We start from the raw sequence: 14750 nt of genomic DNA on the forward strand, positions 1-14750 counted from the left end.
TTATCTAAAAAATTTCAAAAATTGGTCACAAAAAAAGAGCTCAGATTCCTGTATACCAGGAATTTGAGCTCTCCTACATGATTCGATCATGTATTAAACTACTAATTAGTCTTTAACGATGTTAGCAGCTTGTGGTCCACGGTCGCCTTCTTCAACGTCAAAAGTAACGTGTTGGCCTTCGTCTAAAGTCTTGAATCCTTCACCTTGGATAGCTGAGAAGTGAGCAAATACGTCACTGCCATCTTCGCGAGTAATAAAACCAAAACCTTTATCAGGGTTAAACCATTTAACTGTTCCTTGTTCCATGAATGAGAACCTCCAGCGCTTGTTGCGCATTTTTTTTGCATTGTTAAGCTAATCCAGAAAGTAACCATTCGTGAAGAAAAATTAAATCTCTAACCAACTCGTAATACAATAATGTGAGTATACATGAATTTTTCGGAAATAGATACCGATTTGAACTATTTATTTAATTTAATTCTATTTTTGTCGGTTTAAAAGCATTTTTTCTTATCAAATATGCCCTACTTTGTATAATTTTCGTAAAAATCAGCCATAAAAAAAACTCTAAAACTTTCTCAGTTTTAGAGTCAAGTTTAAGTTGTAAGATTCTTAGGCTTAAGCTTTTAAGTTCTTCTCGACGTAATCTTTTACATCGTCTTCACTCATGCTTAAAAATGGCTTCATAGTCTCGATAGTCTTATCGGTACTACGATCGTCGTTTTCCATCATATGATTCCAAATTGCGTCACGAACGATAGTTTTATCATCGCTCCAGTCAAAAGCATCGCTCATTTTCATATTAAGAACCTGTGGTTCAGTTGCAATATTTGAATCTGTCATGTCAAACAGCCTCCTTAGAATTTACAACATCATTATAAGTCTATTTATTAAAAATGACACAGAAAAGGTACTACTTTTTTCAATCGCAACATAATTTATCAACTTATTTTCGGTAAGGATTTTTATATAAATGCAACTATTATTTTTGTATCTTTTGGAATAAACTTGAGTTAAAGTACACCAATTAAAAAATATTGACTATGTTAGTTGAAAGAAGCGATCATTGTGAATACAAAAATTGCTGTTATAGCTGATAGCCACGGAAATGCTACCGCCTTAAAAGCAGTTATCGAGGATGCCAAAAAGTTAGGAGTCCAAGAATACTGGTCCTTAGGAGATATCGCCTTCGGTGGCTCATCTTCAGAAGATTGTTTTGAGATGCTCAATGAAGTGAACACCACCCAATATTTAATGGGCAATTGGGAATCTGCCTACTTGGACGTGATAGATAATAAATCAGTCGATTTAAGTGACCCAAGTGACATCTATTTCATATCCTTAGTACGTTATGAACAACAATATTTCAGTGCTACCCGCAGCCAACAAATCAGGGATCTTCCTATGAATAATGAAAAAGAAATCTTAGGAACAGTCTTTTCATTGACACATAATCTGCCCAATAAAAATCGTGGGCATTCATTGTTCCCCGACAAAAAAGAAAGTAATTTTGATAAACTTGAAATCGACAAAAAGATGGACGTTGCCATATATGCCCACACGCACACGCCAGTCTGGCGTTACACTACTGATGGTCAAATGATTTTGACTCCCGGTTCAGTCGGTCAACCATGGTACTCTAGGAAAAAATTGATGCACAATCGTGATGCAAGTTACCTGGTGCTCTCCTTGTCTGACTCAAAAATTGAAGGAGTAGACTTCCGTCGTATCCCTTATAGCATTGATGAAGAATTAGCGCATGCGAAGAATCTAGGACATCCCTACTTAGACTTATATAAGAAATTATTAATGACTGGTCAACCATCGACCCATGATAAAGATGTCTTACAAAAAATCAATCGTCAAAATCACTACAAAGAAAAAGCTGAAAATTTCTTAAATCAATTACCTAAATAATTTTTATAGAGGTGGCATATGTTTGAACAAATCATCCAAGAAATAAATAACCATCACAAAATCATTATCATCCGGCATCAAAATCCTGATCCAGACGCCATTGGCTCCCAGTTAGGTTTAGCAACTGTCTTAAGAAATAAATTTCCTGACAAGAAAATTTATACTCCTGGTACTGAACTAGAAGTATTCGATTGGCTAGGCAAAATGCAATCGATCACTGACTCAGCCTATAAAGGTGCTTTGATCATCGCAGTCGATACCGCCAATAAAATTCGCATTGATGTTGAACACCACTTTACTGACCAAGAGCAAATTATCAAGATAGATCACCATCCTAATGATGATCCTTTTGGAAAAATAAATTGGGTCGATGAAAATTTTTCTAGTTGTGCAGAAATGATTTTCACCTTTGCCGAAAAAACTGATTTACCTGTCAATGCAGACGCGGGTCGCTTGCTATATGCTGGTCTCATCGGTGACACGAACCGTTTCTTATATCCTGAAACTAACGCCCAAACACTGGAGATAGCTGCAAAACTAGTCAAAACTGGCATCAACGTTTCCGAGATCAGCCAGCATGAAGATAGCATGTCATTGGAAATCTCTCGTCTCGAAGCCTATATCTTGGAAAATTTCACGTTGACTGAAAATGGCTGTGGCTACATAGTGATCGACCATCGTAACCTGAGGATCTTCAATCTCAATCCCGGTGAATTAGATTATGCTGTACCTTTGATTGGTAAAATCAATTCAGTCAAAACTTGGGCAGTCATCAGTGAACCTGAGCCAGAAAAATTTCGAGTCAATCTACGATCGAAAGCTGTGTCGATCAACCAAATTGCTGTTAAATATGGCGGTGGTGGGCATCCTCTTGCCAGTGGAGTTTTTCTCCATGATTACAAATCGGTCGACCACTTGATTGAAGATATGGATCAAATAACAAAATCAACTGTAGAATAATTTTTAAAAGCGACGCAATCTTACCCGATTACGTCGCTTATTTATTCTATAAAATTCGATTATATTCGATAACTCTAGGATTGAAACCAAACTTTGCGAATTCCACCGTGGTGATAGAAAGATTATCCGGTTGAATTGGGTCCAATAATTCAGGAGCATACGTCCCCACTAGGGCAGTCAATATTGCACTGTGAGTAACGACCAAGATTGGTTTATGGCTCTCTTTAGAAATAATGATCTCCTTGATCACATCGGAAAACCTTTCCCAAAATTTAGCACTAGTCTCCGCTAATTTTGATTTATCCAAACTTGCCAAGTTATCTTGAAAATCGTTTGGAGTCATTTTTTCTGGTTCATCCATTGCATCTTCGACTAATTTAAAAATTTTCTTTTTCGGTTGGCCTTCAAATGATCCATAAAATTGCTCCCGTAATTCCGGCATCGGCTTGATTGTCAAAGTCTTTTGCCCTACTTCAGTCAATCCTTGATTGATCTCACTACAAGTTTGAATTGAACGATTCATATCGCTGCAATAAATCGTATTGGAAAATTCTCCTAATTGAGAAATCTTTTTACCTAATGCAAAAGCTTGTTCATGGCCACTTTCAGTCAATGGCGTATCGGACCAGCCCTGCATTACTTGCAAATAATTAAAATAAGTCTGACCATGACGAATAAAATAAATCTTTGTCGGATCATCCATTGATCTTACCTTCATTTTCCTAAAATTAAGTCGATTGTCACATTAAATTATAGCGGAATTTCATTACAAATAATGTCAGATTATCAAAAAACTACTTTTAAAAATAAATACGATAAGATAAATTTTTTCATTTATGATAACAGTATCAATAAAGAAGTCTGACTCAAGGAAGGTCTTAATATGAAAGCAGTATATCCGATCACAATGATAAAAAGTCAGCGAGATTATTATCCATATTATGTTGATATACCAGACTTGGATTGTGCAATCCATGCTGAGGATCCTGTATCCGGTATGCAACATGCAAGAAGGCGTATCCAGGATGAAATAGATATTCTTGATCAGGATGGCAAAAAAATCCCTCCATCAAATCCAGAATTACCAACCGCACCCCAAGCAGATATAGTAACTCTAGTTGACATCGATACTGAAGAATTAGAACAAGAAAGTCGTGAGAAAAAACGCTCCAGTTATTTTTATGCAAATTAAACACTCGATCATATATATCGACCCCAAAACTAGTCTTCAATGGTTTACCAAGAATCAATTTAAAACTGCGACTTCCATCAGACAAACGTTCTGGACGGAGAAAAACTGGAGCATTAGTATCGTTCAATTTAAGCATCCTGACAAACTCGAATTGATGAGTAACAGAGATGACTGCGATTCGACTATTGACCAAACCAGAAACCACCTGGGCATTGATTTGGGATCCTTCATGCTCGTTAGTCGATGAAAAAGACTCATTCATTAATACTAAACTAGGTGCCTTTAACTCATCAATGATCTCAGACATTCTTTGCAATTCTAGATCCAATTTGCCAGAATTCAGCTGACTATCTTCCTCTCGTTTGAAATGAGTATAGATATCATGATAAATCGGTGCCTGATAATTTTGGGCAAAAACATACATCCCTGCTTGCATCATCATTTGTGCCTGGCCCAGGCTCCGCAATGTCGTCGTTTTACCGCCTTGATTAACGCCAGAAATGACCACTAAGGTCAGTTTGTCAGCAGACAAGTCATTACCAACCACTTGAGAAACTTGATCTGTATGTAAGAGTAAAACAACATTTTTTAAATCAGAAATTGAAGTGGCCTCTCCAATAGTAGGATAAGTAACCTTTAAATCATCCGCAAAATGATGTGTTAGTCGCCCTATGGCAATCAAAAATCCTAATTGATACTGTAATTCAATGAAGAAATTTTCTAGTTCTTTTTCTGTATTGACTACTTTAATAGCCAAATGGTAATCAGCTTGATTATCATAACTACCTAAGGCATTGCTACTATTATCATCCCGATCAGGAATAACGAATTGTGCCTCATTTTTTTCGAAACGGGTTTTCATGGAACCAAAAATATTCGTTAGCCGACTCCCCTTTTTCTCAGAAAAATCTAAGTCAGCTATCTGACTGCCAAAATCAGCTGTCAGTTTAACCGGATAGCTGTGTGTCGAATTAGCTAAAATTGCTTGAATCACCCCATGCATAGCTGTCAGATCATCCACTTTGAAAACATCTTTTAGCCTTTGAAAAAAACTTTTGAAATTAGTTGAACGCCAACCAACCTTACCCAACGGTGTTAATTTTTCTAAATAATTCAAAAAGATATCGATTTGACGCGCATTACTGTGCAACTTATATGATGCTGAACCAGAATCTAGGGACCAATACTCATTCTTGGCTTCATCCAAACCTTGAGAAACGATGGTATACAATTCCGTCAATTCATCGCGATGAGTCAATGAATCCTTAACTGCCGCTTGCCGGAAATAAATTTCTTCAGAAGTTTGCATTGGTGCAAATAAAACACTCAAGACCACTTGTCGTAAAAATTTATCGTCACCTGTCATTTCAGACACGATGGGTTCTAGCTCGAGATCTTCAAAAACATCATTTTGCTGTGAAGACAATTCAAATTTTTTGACAGCAATATTATTGTGATCGATCAAATTTACTCTCATTTTTGAAACCTTCCTTCAATATCATCAGTCGTCAAATGGTAATTGGCCAATAAAATTGAAGTGTAAGCCTTACCATTAAGGTCTGCGGGGACAATTTTGAAAGTCCGTTGAGCTTGATCATCCACTTGGCTCATCAGTGTTTGAACTCCAGGATGATCACCTAAGGCCTCCAAGAAAGTCACATAAATACCGCAGACATTTTTCTTCATTAATGCTGTCAGGACCCGCTTACCTAACTCAGTTGCATCTTCTTCCGAAGTCGACGAAAATAATTCATTTAATACGACAAAACTGTGGTCATCTACTTGATCGATGATATCGTGGATCCGCTGGACATCGATCTCTAATAGTCCACTTAATTTATTGCTCGACTCCTGGCGATCAAAATGAGTAAATATTTTGTTTTTAAGTTGTAAGATAGCTTGGCTTCCTGGAATCGGCATCCCCAACCGTAGCAAATAATATGCTTGACCGACCATTCGAGCATAAGTTGTTTTTCCACCCTGATTAGGTCCGGAAATAATCAAAAATGGTCGGTCTGGTAACAGATGATAGTCATTAGTAACAATAGAGTCACTATCTTTGTCCGACAAATTTTTGACGGCCATCGAAAAATCAAAAGAATCGCTGATTGACTGTTCACCATCGACCGTAACTTTAGGCAATGTGAAATCCAAACCAAATTCTTGGCTAATCATTTTTTCCACCTTGGCCCAACCAACGTAAAAAGTTAATTCTTGAACAGCTAGTTGGATACGATCATTATGAAAACTACGATATTTTCCATAAAATTCATTCAATTGCGCAAATTGATCAGGATATAACTTGATCAACTGGCTGATGATCGATGTTTGTAAGTTATTCATATTGAATGGTGCGGGAGTGTGCTTTATTTTGATTGGTGCAAGCATTTTGTCAGTGTCTTCAAACAAACCACCGAACAACTTTTTGAATCTTTCATCAAAGCTCTCTCGTGGTTGAGGATCGGATTCGACCGTGACATTTCTTCCACTCAAATATAAACGGTAATAAATTTTCGAAAATTTTTGATTGATGTCAGCTATGACTTCACGTAACTGTTCAATCTCGGAACTTTTTTGAAAATCATTCAGATACTGCAAAAATGATCTGAGCCCTTCAGACGTAATTGACTGATCAGCTAATTCTTCAACTAATTCGTTGATAGCTTTCAATTGTTGGTCCCAAAGACTGACTAAAACGTGTTGACGATATGCCAAAGGATCAAGTCGCTCTAATTGAGATTTTTGATTCAGGCAATCAATCATTTTGTCGGTAAAGTTGACCAAAGCTTGATAAATATCAGGATCAATCAAATCATCAAAAATTGCTTGGCGATAATTTACATCATCCAAATTTTGTGGTAATTGATAATCAAAATTTTTGGTTGAATATCCTGAAAATTCATCGACCTGTTGAAATAGTTCGTCTAAATTTAGATCTTGTAAGATGGGATCATTTTGAACGATGATCGTCTTTGGTTCATCTTTGTTTTTGAACAATAAGCTATTAAACATATCAGCACTTCCTTTATATTTTTTATAAAAGATAAATGTCGACAAAAAAAGACACCTACCCTATTGGGCAGGCGTCATCAATTCTTACGAATTCTTACGGCGAACGTCATCACCGAAGTTTTTATCTGTTTTTATAATATGCTCATTCAATTATTAGTACAAGCATTAAAGCTCTTATCTAAATTTATAATTATTTTAAAGTCGACCAAATGATGCAGCACCGATAGATGGGAACAAACTAACGATTCGACCGATTTGATCACTATCGAGTTTCAATTCGATGATTGGTAACAAGCTATTAATGACATCTTCAGCATGATCACTCATTTCAGTGATTCCAACTAATTTACCATCCTTATCATGAACTTGTTTGCTTTCAGCCAATTGTTCTTTGTCGACTTGATAGTACCAATCTTGTGACAAGTCGGTATCTGTAACTGAAAGACCTTGAGCCTCTGCGTCTTCCACTGAAACGCCGGCTTCAGCAATTCTTGGAGAGGTAAAGACAACTGATGGGATGACTGGAAACTTAATGGCATCTTTGGTTTTACCAGAGAATAACTCCATTAAATATGTTGATTCAAAGAGTGCTGTCGGTGTTAATTTTGGTTGTTCACTGGCAATAACATCACCTGATGCATAAATATTTTCAACATTAGTTTGTAAATGATCATTCACGGTCACACCGTGTTGATCATATTTAACACCAGCTTTATCTAAGCCAACATTTTCAACATTAGGGATCCGACCAGTAGCATCTAAGACCCAATCGGTGTCAATGCTCTGATCGTCACCATATTCAACAGTCAAATTACTACTATTTTCCATGATTGCTGAAACCTTAGAATCACGGACAAATGTTACTCCTCGCTTTTCAAGGTCAGCAATGACCTTTTCTACGAATGGTTGATGGAAACGCCTTAAGGCTTTATCAGCATGCAACATAACTGTTACCTTAGCACCTGCGGCATTAGCAATCGTCGCAAATTCCATCCCAATGTAACCAGAGCCGATAATAACAACATTTTTAGGCAATGACTTCATATTCATAAAATCTTCGCTGTCATGCGTTAAATCAGTTCCCTGGATGTCTAACTTATGTGGTCTCAACCCAGTTGAAATAACGATCTTATCAGCCGTTACTTCTTTATCATTAACAACCACAGTATGCGGGTCAGAAAACTCACCATGACCAGAGATAATGTCGATCCCTACACTCTTCATCAGTCCGCTGATCATGTCTGGCAAAGAATCGATGACATCTTGCTTATGTTCAACATTTTTCGTCCAATCAATCTTGACATCACCAGTTAAAATACCATTCAGTCGTTCTAATTCACGACTAGCTTTTACTGGTTCATCCAAAGTGATCTTCGCATTGCATCCTCGGTTTGGGCAAGTTCCACCAATCAAACCGCTTTCAATAACTGCTACTTTACAGCCTGTGGCTGCTAAAGGAATTGCTCCATCAAAGGTCCCGTGTCCAGCTCCAATATATAGAACGTCGTAATCATACTTATCTGACATGAAAAACTTCCTCCTGCAATCTATTTACTATGTTTAATTTAGAACAAAAGTAATAATAAAACAAAGATTTTAATGAATGAAAAAATCACTCTATCAAAAACAATTTTCCCCGAGGAGCTTGGACCAAACGTGGTAGTTGAATTTTCTTTCAAATAATTTTGAAAGTACTTTAAATATAGCCTAACTAAATTTCGATTCAATTATATCTGCTTAATTTATTTTTGTAAATGATAGATGAATTTGAAGTTATATATAGGTAGAACTTTTCAAATAAACAAATTATCATAATTTTAAAATTATAATTTTTATGTTCTGAGTTTTCTTATTATGTTACATAATAATGTTTATTTTTTTTAATATAGGCGGTTGACATTCCATCAAAAATACCTAATGATGTACCTGTATCATTCACTTATCACTTAATAATTTAATTGATTGGAGAGGGTAACATGGCAAAAAAACTTACAACAGAAAGTGGACAACCTTGGGCAGATAATCAACATTCTCAAACTGCAGGTTCACGTGGACCTGTTTTAATGCAAGACTATCAACTCTTGGAAAAATTGGCTCATTTCGATCGTGAACGGATCCCCGAACGTGTTGTTCATGCTAAAGGTGCAGGTGCCAAGGGTGAATTCGTCCTTGAAAATGACATGAGTAAATATACGAAAGCTGATATGTTCAACGAAGCTGGCAAGAAAACTCCACTGATCGTTAGATTTTCACAAGTAGCTGGTGAGAAAGGTTACCCAGATACTGTTCGTGATGTCAGAGGATTCTCAATTAAATTTTACACTCAAGAGGGAAATTATGACCTTGTTGGAAATAACACCCCAGTATTCTTCGTCAATGATCCATTGAAGTTCCCCGATTTCATTCATTCTCAAAAACGTGATCCCAGAACAAATCGTAGAACTCAAGAAATGCAATGGGACTTCTGGTCACATTCACCAGAATCATTACACCAAGTAACTTATTTGATGGGTGACCGTGGACTTCCAGCTTCATACCGTGAAATGAACGGTTATGGCTCACATACTTTCAAGTGGGTCAATAAAGATGGCGAACAATTCTGGATCAAGTATCACTTCATCTCAGACCAAGGTGTTCACAACATGACTAATGATGCTGCTACTAAATTGGCCGGAGAAGATACTGATTATCTTCAAGATGATCTCTTTGATGCGATTGAAAAGAAAGATTATCCATCATGGACGTTATATGTTCATATTTTACCTTATGAAGAAGGACTCAACTATAAGTGGGATATCTTTGATGTCACAAAGACAATTTCTCATAAAGATTACCCACTGATCAAGGTCGGCAAAATGACCTTGAATGAAAATCCAAGCAACAACTTTACTGACGTTGAAGAAGCAGCTATGTCACCTGCAAACTTAGTCCCAGGAATCGAAGCCTCACCTGATAAACTTTTGCAAGGTAGATTATTCTCATATAAAGATGCCGAAAGATACAGATTAGGTGCTAACTTTGAGGACTTACCTGTCAATAGACCATTGAATGAAGTTCACAATTACGCTCGTGATGGTGCTATGAATACCACTAACCCAGGTGGAGATGTCAACTATGAACCTAATGGTTTTGATGGTCCTAAAGAGGATCCAAAGGCCTCAATCAAACCTGATGAAGTTGAAGGACATACTGGTAATCAACCATATAATTATTCCCCTGACTATACAACTCAAGCTGGTGACTTATATCGGTTAATGAGTAAGGAAGAACAAGATCGTTTGATCAATACAGTCGTCGATGCTATGGGTAGTTTCGATAACGATGAGATCAAGACACTTGAAATCAGACAAATGTATGGTGCTGATAAAGATTATGGTTCACGGGTCGCTGCAGGTTTAAAGATGAACTTGGACGATATCCTACAAACTGAATAATTCAAAATAATTAGTCTCAATCAATGGTAATCATGCCATCGATCGAGGCTTTTTTTGATATCTAATTAATTTTTCCTTGATAACATTAATTTCGAAATGACGTTCCACAATATAAAAATTTTTCTTGTCAAATGTAATCGCAACTAAGGTCAGATATGTAATATTATGATGGTGTTCTGAAGAGTAAGTAATGAACAACCCCCTACATTGTTTATTACTTATGAAGACTCAGAATGATTTCCCTTCATAATTTTATGGTTTATGGGATTTAACATGAATCTCCCCCCTATGTATCTTAAGTTCTCTTCTGCCAAGAGAACTTTAAAAAATAAAAGACGCTAATTATTTTCCTCGGATAATTAGCGTCTTTTATTTAGATATTTTATTTTTTGTCCTAAATATTTAGGACATCTTTTGAATGACAAAGGATACGATCACAACTAAAATAATAGCTCCAATCAATGATGGGATTATAGCCATACCAGCCATTTGTGGACCCCATGATCCCAATAGACCTTCACCTAAAGCAGAACCAACGATTCCAGCTACAATATTGCTGATCCAGCCCATTGATTTACCATTTTTTGTAAGCGCACCAGCAATCATACCAATAATTGCACCGACGATTAAAACCCATAACCAATGCATAAAATCCCTCCTTGAAATATATTTAACACTTCAAGTCTATGGTATTAAGGATTATAAGACAAATAATACGCTAAAATTACTTAATAAATATTAAGTTACTAAACAAAAAGAGCTTATCAACACTGAGATACCAATGTTGATAAGCCATGTAACGAATAAGATAAACTTTAATAATTTAATTGTTAGCATTGATCTATCCCACAACAGAATCAAATTTTATAGAGTATCGTTACTAATAGTAGTCTTGGCATATAAATTAATGCATTAAAAGTTGATTATCTTCTAAAAATATTGAGAATAACTTTCACACACATTGTAATAAATTCAAAAATATCGGGTCCAAAACTAATTGGTCCCTCAACTTTATCTTTTTCCTTGCTGAATCTAGTAAAAATATTTTTTAACCAATTTGTTTTACTAAAGAAAAATGAAATAATCATTATATGAAATAATCATTATAATGGATACTACGATTAATACTCCCAGATATATTCCATTATCATTTCTACTCACCCAAACAACACCAAAATAATTCATATTAATTTTTTAGTTTAAATGATCAACACGTAAAATCATTTAAAATTTTCTCCCTACAAAAGATAAAAGTATCTAACAATATTTAATTCCCTAATTTGTAGGATACAAAAAATAAATCCACACATTATCGTTTACAATAAAACACACCATTTTCAATATTATATAATCGATCAACATAGGGTCTAAATCCAATTGCTTAAAATCACATGTGTATCCTTGATTTTCACAAAGAAGTGCGCAAGAAGTGCGCACATTTTTTATTTTTATATAAAACCTATAGAATACAAAAAGCCCCAGAACATTGATATAACAACGTTTTGGGGCTTTGCTGATCTTTTCTATAAAGCCTATAACACCGGTAAAAATGCCGTTGGCGAGAGTCGAACTCGCACATGGATAACCATACAGCGACCTGAACACTGCGCGTCTGCCAATTCCGCCACAACGGCTTGATTCATTTTGTGATAAGCTTACCTTAAAACGATACCACAAAATCGAGGATATGTTATGAAAAAAATCAATAAATCAATTTTATCTCAAATCATTGCCCCTCGCAACCCAAACTCATATAAAGGTAATTATGGCAAGATCTTAATCATTGCTGGTTCTCTGCCCTTTGGCGGAGCTGCGATCATGTCTTCTTCAGCTGCAGTCCATGCTGGGGCCGGATTAGTGACTGTTGCCACCGTTCAGGAAAAGTTCACAGCGATAAATACCAAGATACCGGAAGCAATGACAGTCGATTATCACAACATCATTGAAACCTCAGACGCTATCAATAAGGCAAACGTGATCGTCATCGGACCCGGTCTAGGGACTGATGAATACGCCAAATCACTTGTTCACCTGGTCCTAGACAATGCGAAAGCAGAACAGACGCTAGTACTTGACGCCTCGGCACTAACGATTATTGCTCAGCAAAAATTATCACTTAGTCAAACTAGCGCTAATCTGATTCTAACGCCTCATCAAGGTGAGTGGCGGAGGCTCTCAGGTTTAGATATCGATCAACAGACTGAGCAAAATAATCAAACAGCCATCAACAAAATAGCCCCAAATGCCCTTTTGATCGTCAAAAAACATCATTCAGAAATCTATTATCAAGATCAAGTTTCTCAAATTACAGCTGGTAATGCTGGGATGGCTACTGGTGGTATGGGTGATACTTTGACCGGTATTATTGCAGCTTTAGTCGGCCAATTTGATTTCTCTTTAAAGACTGTAGAGGCAGCTTTATTCTTACACAGTTTTGTTGCTGACAAAATTTTTGAAAAGAATTATGTAGTTTTACCAGAGATGTTAATCAAAAATTTGCCGAAAGTTATGAAAAAAATAGCTAATAATACTGCAAAAGGCTAAAAAAAGATGTTGAAATCAATTGATTTCAACATCTTTTTGTTTTATTTAATTTTAACTAGTCGACGAATCCTAGCCACTCTGGCACCTAAAATTTTATCAGCTAATTTAGTCTTCAATACTAAGTAACCAAAGACACCTGCACCTACTACCGCTTCAACTAATAGAAACACTAAACTTAGGATTCGATCAGAATTACCGACGAAACGGTAGACGATCCAATTGATCAAAATAACGATAACGAACATAACAACTGAGAAAATGATGATACCACTGATCCTATTTTCAGTCCGCTCAATATTGAAGGGATAAAGCTCATGTAATTTTCTTAACATCAAATAACAGATCAAGGCCATGCTGACACTGGTTGCCACTAATGGGCCAAACTCATGGAACATCCCGATCATTGGTATTTGGATAACGATTTTAACAATAAAGCCGATCACCAAATACTTGATTGCCAGACGGTTTCGATACAATGCCTGCAAAACTGCTGATAAGACAGTGAACAAGCCCAACAAGATCGACATCAATGATGAGAACTGGAGCATTGACACACCTAAGGCATCATAACGATAAAAGGTTGTCCACAATGGTTGTGAGACGGCATACATCCCTAGAGCTGATGGGATCATAATGAAAAAGAATAGCTCGAGAGTGTTGCTGATTTGCTTCTGGATGTCTTTTTTATCACCCTTGGCGAATAGTCCGGACAAGATTGGAACGGCTGTGACGGCCATGGCAGTTGATAAAGAAACGATTATCATGATCAACTTGTTGGCCTGGAAACCGAACAGTGAATAATAATTATCTAGTTGCTCTTTTGAAGCATTGACGAACATCAACATGTACTGCTGGAAAGTCGATTGATCATAAAGATTAAAGAATGTTATCCCGGCATCCATGATAATGAATGGGAAAGCTTGAGCAAAAATTTCTTTAGCAAAATTCTTGTTGATTGCTGAAACCGGCTTACCATCACGAGACAAAGCTCGTAATTTCGGTAATTTCTTGAAAATATAATAAACCAACAGTCCAATCGCAAATATTGCCCCAATAAAGGCTGCAAATGTCGATTGGGTAACTGCATCGACGTAACTACCCTTTTGAACTTGCATGATCAAATAAGTAGCGGCCAACATGTAGATCACTCGGACTACTTGCTCAATAAATTGCGAGATAGCAGATGGAGCCATATCTGAATATCCTTGCATGTATCCACGCAGAATACTCAAGATAGGGATCACTAACACGGCAATACCTAGTGATTTGATAACAGGAATACTATTAGGATCACTGTCGGTAAAGAAAAAGGCAATGATTGAGGCGCCAAAAAACATAATGGCTCCAAAAATTATCCCCATCAAGGCCATGATCTTCAGGCCTTGCTTAAACAATCGATTTCCGGTCGCATACTCGTCTAAAGCATTGTAATGGGAAATCTGTTTGGAAATGGCTCCCGGTATCCCGGCAGTAGAAATAATCAGAAATAAACTATAGATGTTATATCCCTTGGCAAATAAGGCATTGGCAGATGAATACGACGAACCCATCCAAGCCATCCAAGGAATAATATAAATAGCACCTAAAACACGTGAAAAAATACTTCCCGCAGTCATCCAGACAGAACCTTTTAACATGGTATCTTGACTCGATGACTCAGGATTCAATTTGGGAATAGCTTCTTCCACAGA

Annotated in this window: 12 protein-coding genes, 1 tRNA gene and 1 riboswitch; of the genes, 4 read left to right on the forward strand and 9 right to left on the reverse strand. The window is 36.6% G+C overall.

The genetic code is table 11. The annotated features are described in order from the left end of the window. Positions 1-105 precede the first annotated feature (105 nt). On the reverse strand, positions 106-306 hold the full coding sequence (locus FC27_RS06945; protein ID WP_010623416.1) for a cold-shock protein: 201 nt from the start codon (positions 304-306) through the stop codon (positions 106-108). A gap of 312 nt (positions 307-618) precedes the next feature. Further along, positions 619-843 (reverse strand): P8 family protein, encoded by a 225-nt coding sequence (locus FC27_RS06950; protein WP_010623415.1) that lies wholly within the window; start codon positions 841-843, stop codon positions 619-621. A gap of 225 nt (positions 844-1068) precedes the next feature. Here FC27_RS06950 and FC27_RS06955 point away from each other — a divergent pair, with 225 nt between their 5' ends. Together FC27_RS06955 and FC27_RS06960 are read left to right on the forward strand one after the other, a co-directional pair. Then, complete coding sequence (locus FC27_RS06955) at positions 1069-1917, forward strand: metallophosphoesterase family protein (RefSeq protein WP_010623414.1); 849 nt, start codon at positions 1069-1071, stop codon at positions 1915-1917. A gap of 18 nt (positions 1918-1935) precedes the next feature. Next, on the forward strand, positions 1936-2877 hold the full coding sequence (locus tag FC27_RS06960; RefSeq protein WP_010623413.1) for a DHH family phosphoesterase: 942 nt from the start codon (positions 1936-1938) through the stop codon (positions 2875-2877). A 46-nt stretch (positions 2878-2923) separates the two neighbouring features. Here FC27_RS06960 and FC27_RS06965 read toward each other — a convergent pair whose 3' ends face one another. The 4 genes from FC27_RS06965 to FC27_RS06980 form a co-directional block, all read right to left on the reverse strand. Further along, the gene (locus FC27_RS06965; RefSeq protein WP_010623412.1) at positions 2924-3580 is read right to left on the reverse strand and encodes a histidine phosphatase family protein; all 657 of its coding nucleotides are present in this window, start codon (positions 3578-3580) and stop codon (positions 2924-2926) included. Positions 3581-3779: 199 nt separating this feature from the next. Then, positions 3780-5546, reverse strand: a complete 1767-nt coding sequence (locus FC27_RS06970; protein ID WP_010623411.1) for a MutS-related protein — start codon at positions 5544-5546, stop codon at positions 3780-3782. Further along, positions 5543-7081, reverse strand: a complete 1539-nt coding sequence (locus FC27_RS06975) for a MutS-related protein (RefSeq protein ID WP_029508082.1) — start codon at positions 7079-7081, stop codon at positions 5543-5545. Before FC27_RS06975 ends, FC27_RS06970 begins: the two co-directional genes overlap by 4 nt. Positions 7082-7142: 61 nt before the next feature. Next, positions 7143-7204, reverse strand: a riboswitch (Fluoride riboswitch). A 72-nt stretch (positions 7205-7276) separates the two neighbouring features. Continuing rightward, positions 7277-8608 carry a dihydrolipoyl dehydrogenase family protein gene (locus FC27_RS06980; protein WP_010623409.1) on the reverse strand — a complete coding sequence of 444 codons (1332 nt, stop codon included), beginning with the start codon at positions 8606-8608 and terminating at the stop codon, positions 7277-7279. A 449-nt stretch (positions 8609-9057) separates the two neighbouring features. Here FC27_RS06980 and FC27_RS06985 point away from each other — a divergent pair, with 449 nt between their 5' ends. Further along, positions 9058-10515 (forward strand): catalase, encoded by a 1458-nt coding sequence (locus tag FC27_RS06985; protein WP_010623408.1) that lies wholly within the window; start codon positions 9058-9060, stop codon positions 10513-10515. 402 nt (positions 10516-10917) lie between these two features. On the opposite strand, the gene FC27_RS06990 is transcribed toward FC27_RS06985, so the two are convergent. Then, positions 10918-11163 carry a GlsB/YeaQ/YmgE family stress response membrane protein gene (locus FC27_RS06990; protein WP_010623407.1) on the reverse strand — a complete coding sequence of 82 codons (246 nt, stop codon included), beginning with the start codon at positions 11161-11163 and terminating at the stop codon, positions 10918-10920. 902 nt (positions 11164-12065) lie between these two features. Next, positions 12066-12149: transfer RNA gene (locus FC27_RS06995), tRNA-Leu, on the reverse strand. A 58-nt stretch (positions 12150-12207) separates the two neighbouring features. Between FC27_RS06995 and FC27_RS07000 the strand changes: the two genes are divergently transcribed. Next, complete coding sequence (locus FC27_RS07000; RefSeq protein ID WP_010623406.1) at positions 12208-13059, forward strand: NAD(P)H-hydrate dehydratase; 852 nt, start codon at positions 12208-12210, stop codon at positions 13057-13059. Positions 13060-13100: 41 nt separating this feature from the next. Here the strand turns inward: FC27_RS07000 and FC27_RS07005 are convergent, their stop codons facing one another. Continuing rightward, on the reverse strand, positions 13101-14696 hold the full coding sequence (locus FC27_RS07005) for a putative polysaccharide biosynthesis protein (protein ID WP_050901031.1): 1596 nt from the start codon (positions 14694-14696) through the stop codon (positions 13101-13103). Between the last annotated feature and the right edge of the window lie 54 nt (positions 14697-14750).

Origin of the sequence: Companilactobacillus versmoldensis DSM 14857 = KCTC 3814 (assembly GCF_001434295.1) — a bacterium.
In the GTDB taxonomy this organism is placed as follows: domain Bacteria; phylum Bacillota; class Bacilli; order Lactobacillales; family Lactobacillaceae; genus Companilactobacillus; species Companilactobacillus versmoldensis.

Excerpts from the sequence above, each read along its gene's own strand:
- FC27_RS06980 (WP_010623409.1), bottom strand. The coding sequence starts at position 8,608 with ATGTCAGATAAGTATGATTACGACGTTCTATATATTGGAGCTGGACAC.
- FC27_RS07005 (WP_050901031.1), bottom strand. The coding sequence starts at position 14,696 with ATGTTAAAAGGTTCTGTCTGGATGACTGCGGGAAGTATTTTTTCACGT.
- FC27_RS06950 (WP_010623415.1), bottom strand. The coding sequence starts at position 843 with ATGACAGATTCAAATATTGCAACTGAACCACAGGTTCTTAATATGAAA.
- FC27_RS06945 (WP_010623416.1), bottom strand. The coding sequence starts at position 306 with ATGGAACAAGGAACAGTTAAATGGTTTAACCCTGATAAAGGTTTTGGT.
- FC27_RS06990 (WP_010623407.1), bottom strand. The coding sequence starts at position 11,163 with ATGCATTGGTTATGGGTTTTAATCGTCGGTGCAATTATTGGTATGATT.
- FC27_RS07000 (WP_010623406.1), top strand. The coding sequence starts at position 12,208 with ATGAAAAAAATCAATAAATCAATTTTATCTCAAATCATTGCCCCTCGC.
- FC27_RS06965 (WP_010623412.1), bottom strand. The coding sequence starts at position 3,580 with ATGGATGATCCGACAAAGATTTATTTTATTCGTCATGGTCAGACTTAT.
- FC27_RS06985 (WP_010623408.1), top strand. The coding sequence starts at position 9,058 with ATGGCAAAAAAACTTACAACAGAAAGTGGACAACCTTGGGCAGATAAT.
- FC27_RS06975 (WP_029508082.1), bottom strand. The coding sequence starts at position 7,081 with ATGTTTAATAGCTTATTGTTCAAAAACAAAGATGAACCAAAGACGATC.
- FC27_RS06970 (WP_010623411.1), bottom strand. The coding sequence starts at position 5,546 with ATGAGAGTAAATTTGATCGATCACAATAATATTGCTGTCAAAAAATTT.
- FC27_RS06960 (WP_010623413.1), top strand. The coding sequence starts at position 1,936 with ATGTTTGAACAAATCATCCAAGAAATAAATAACCATCACAAAATCATT.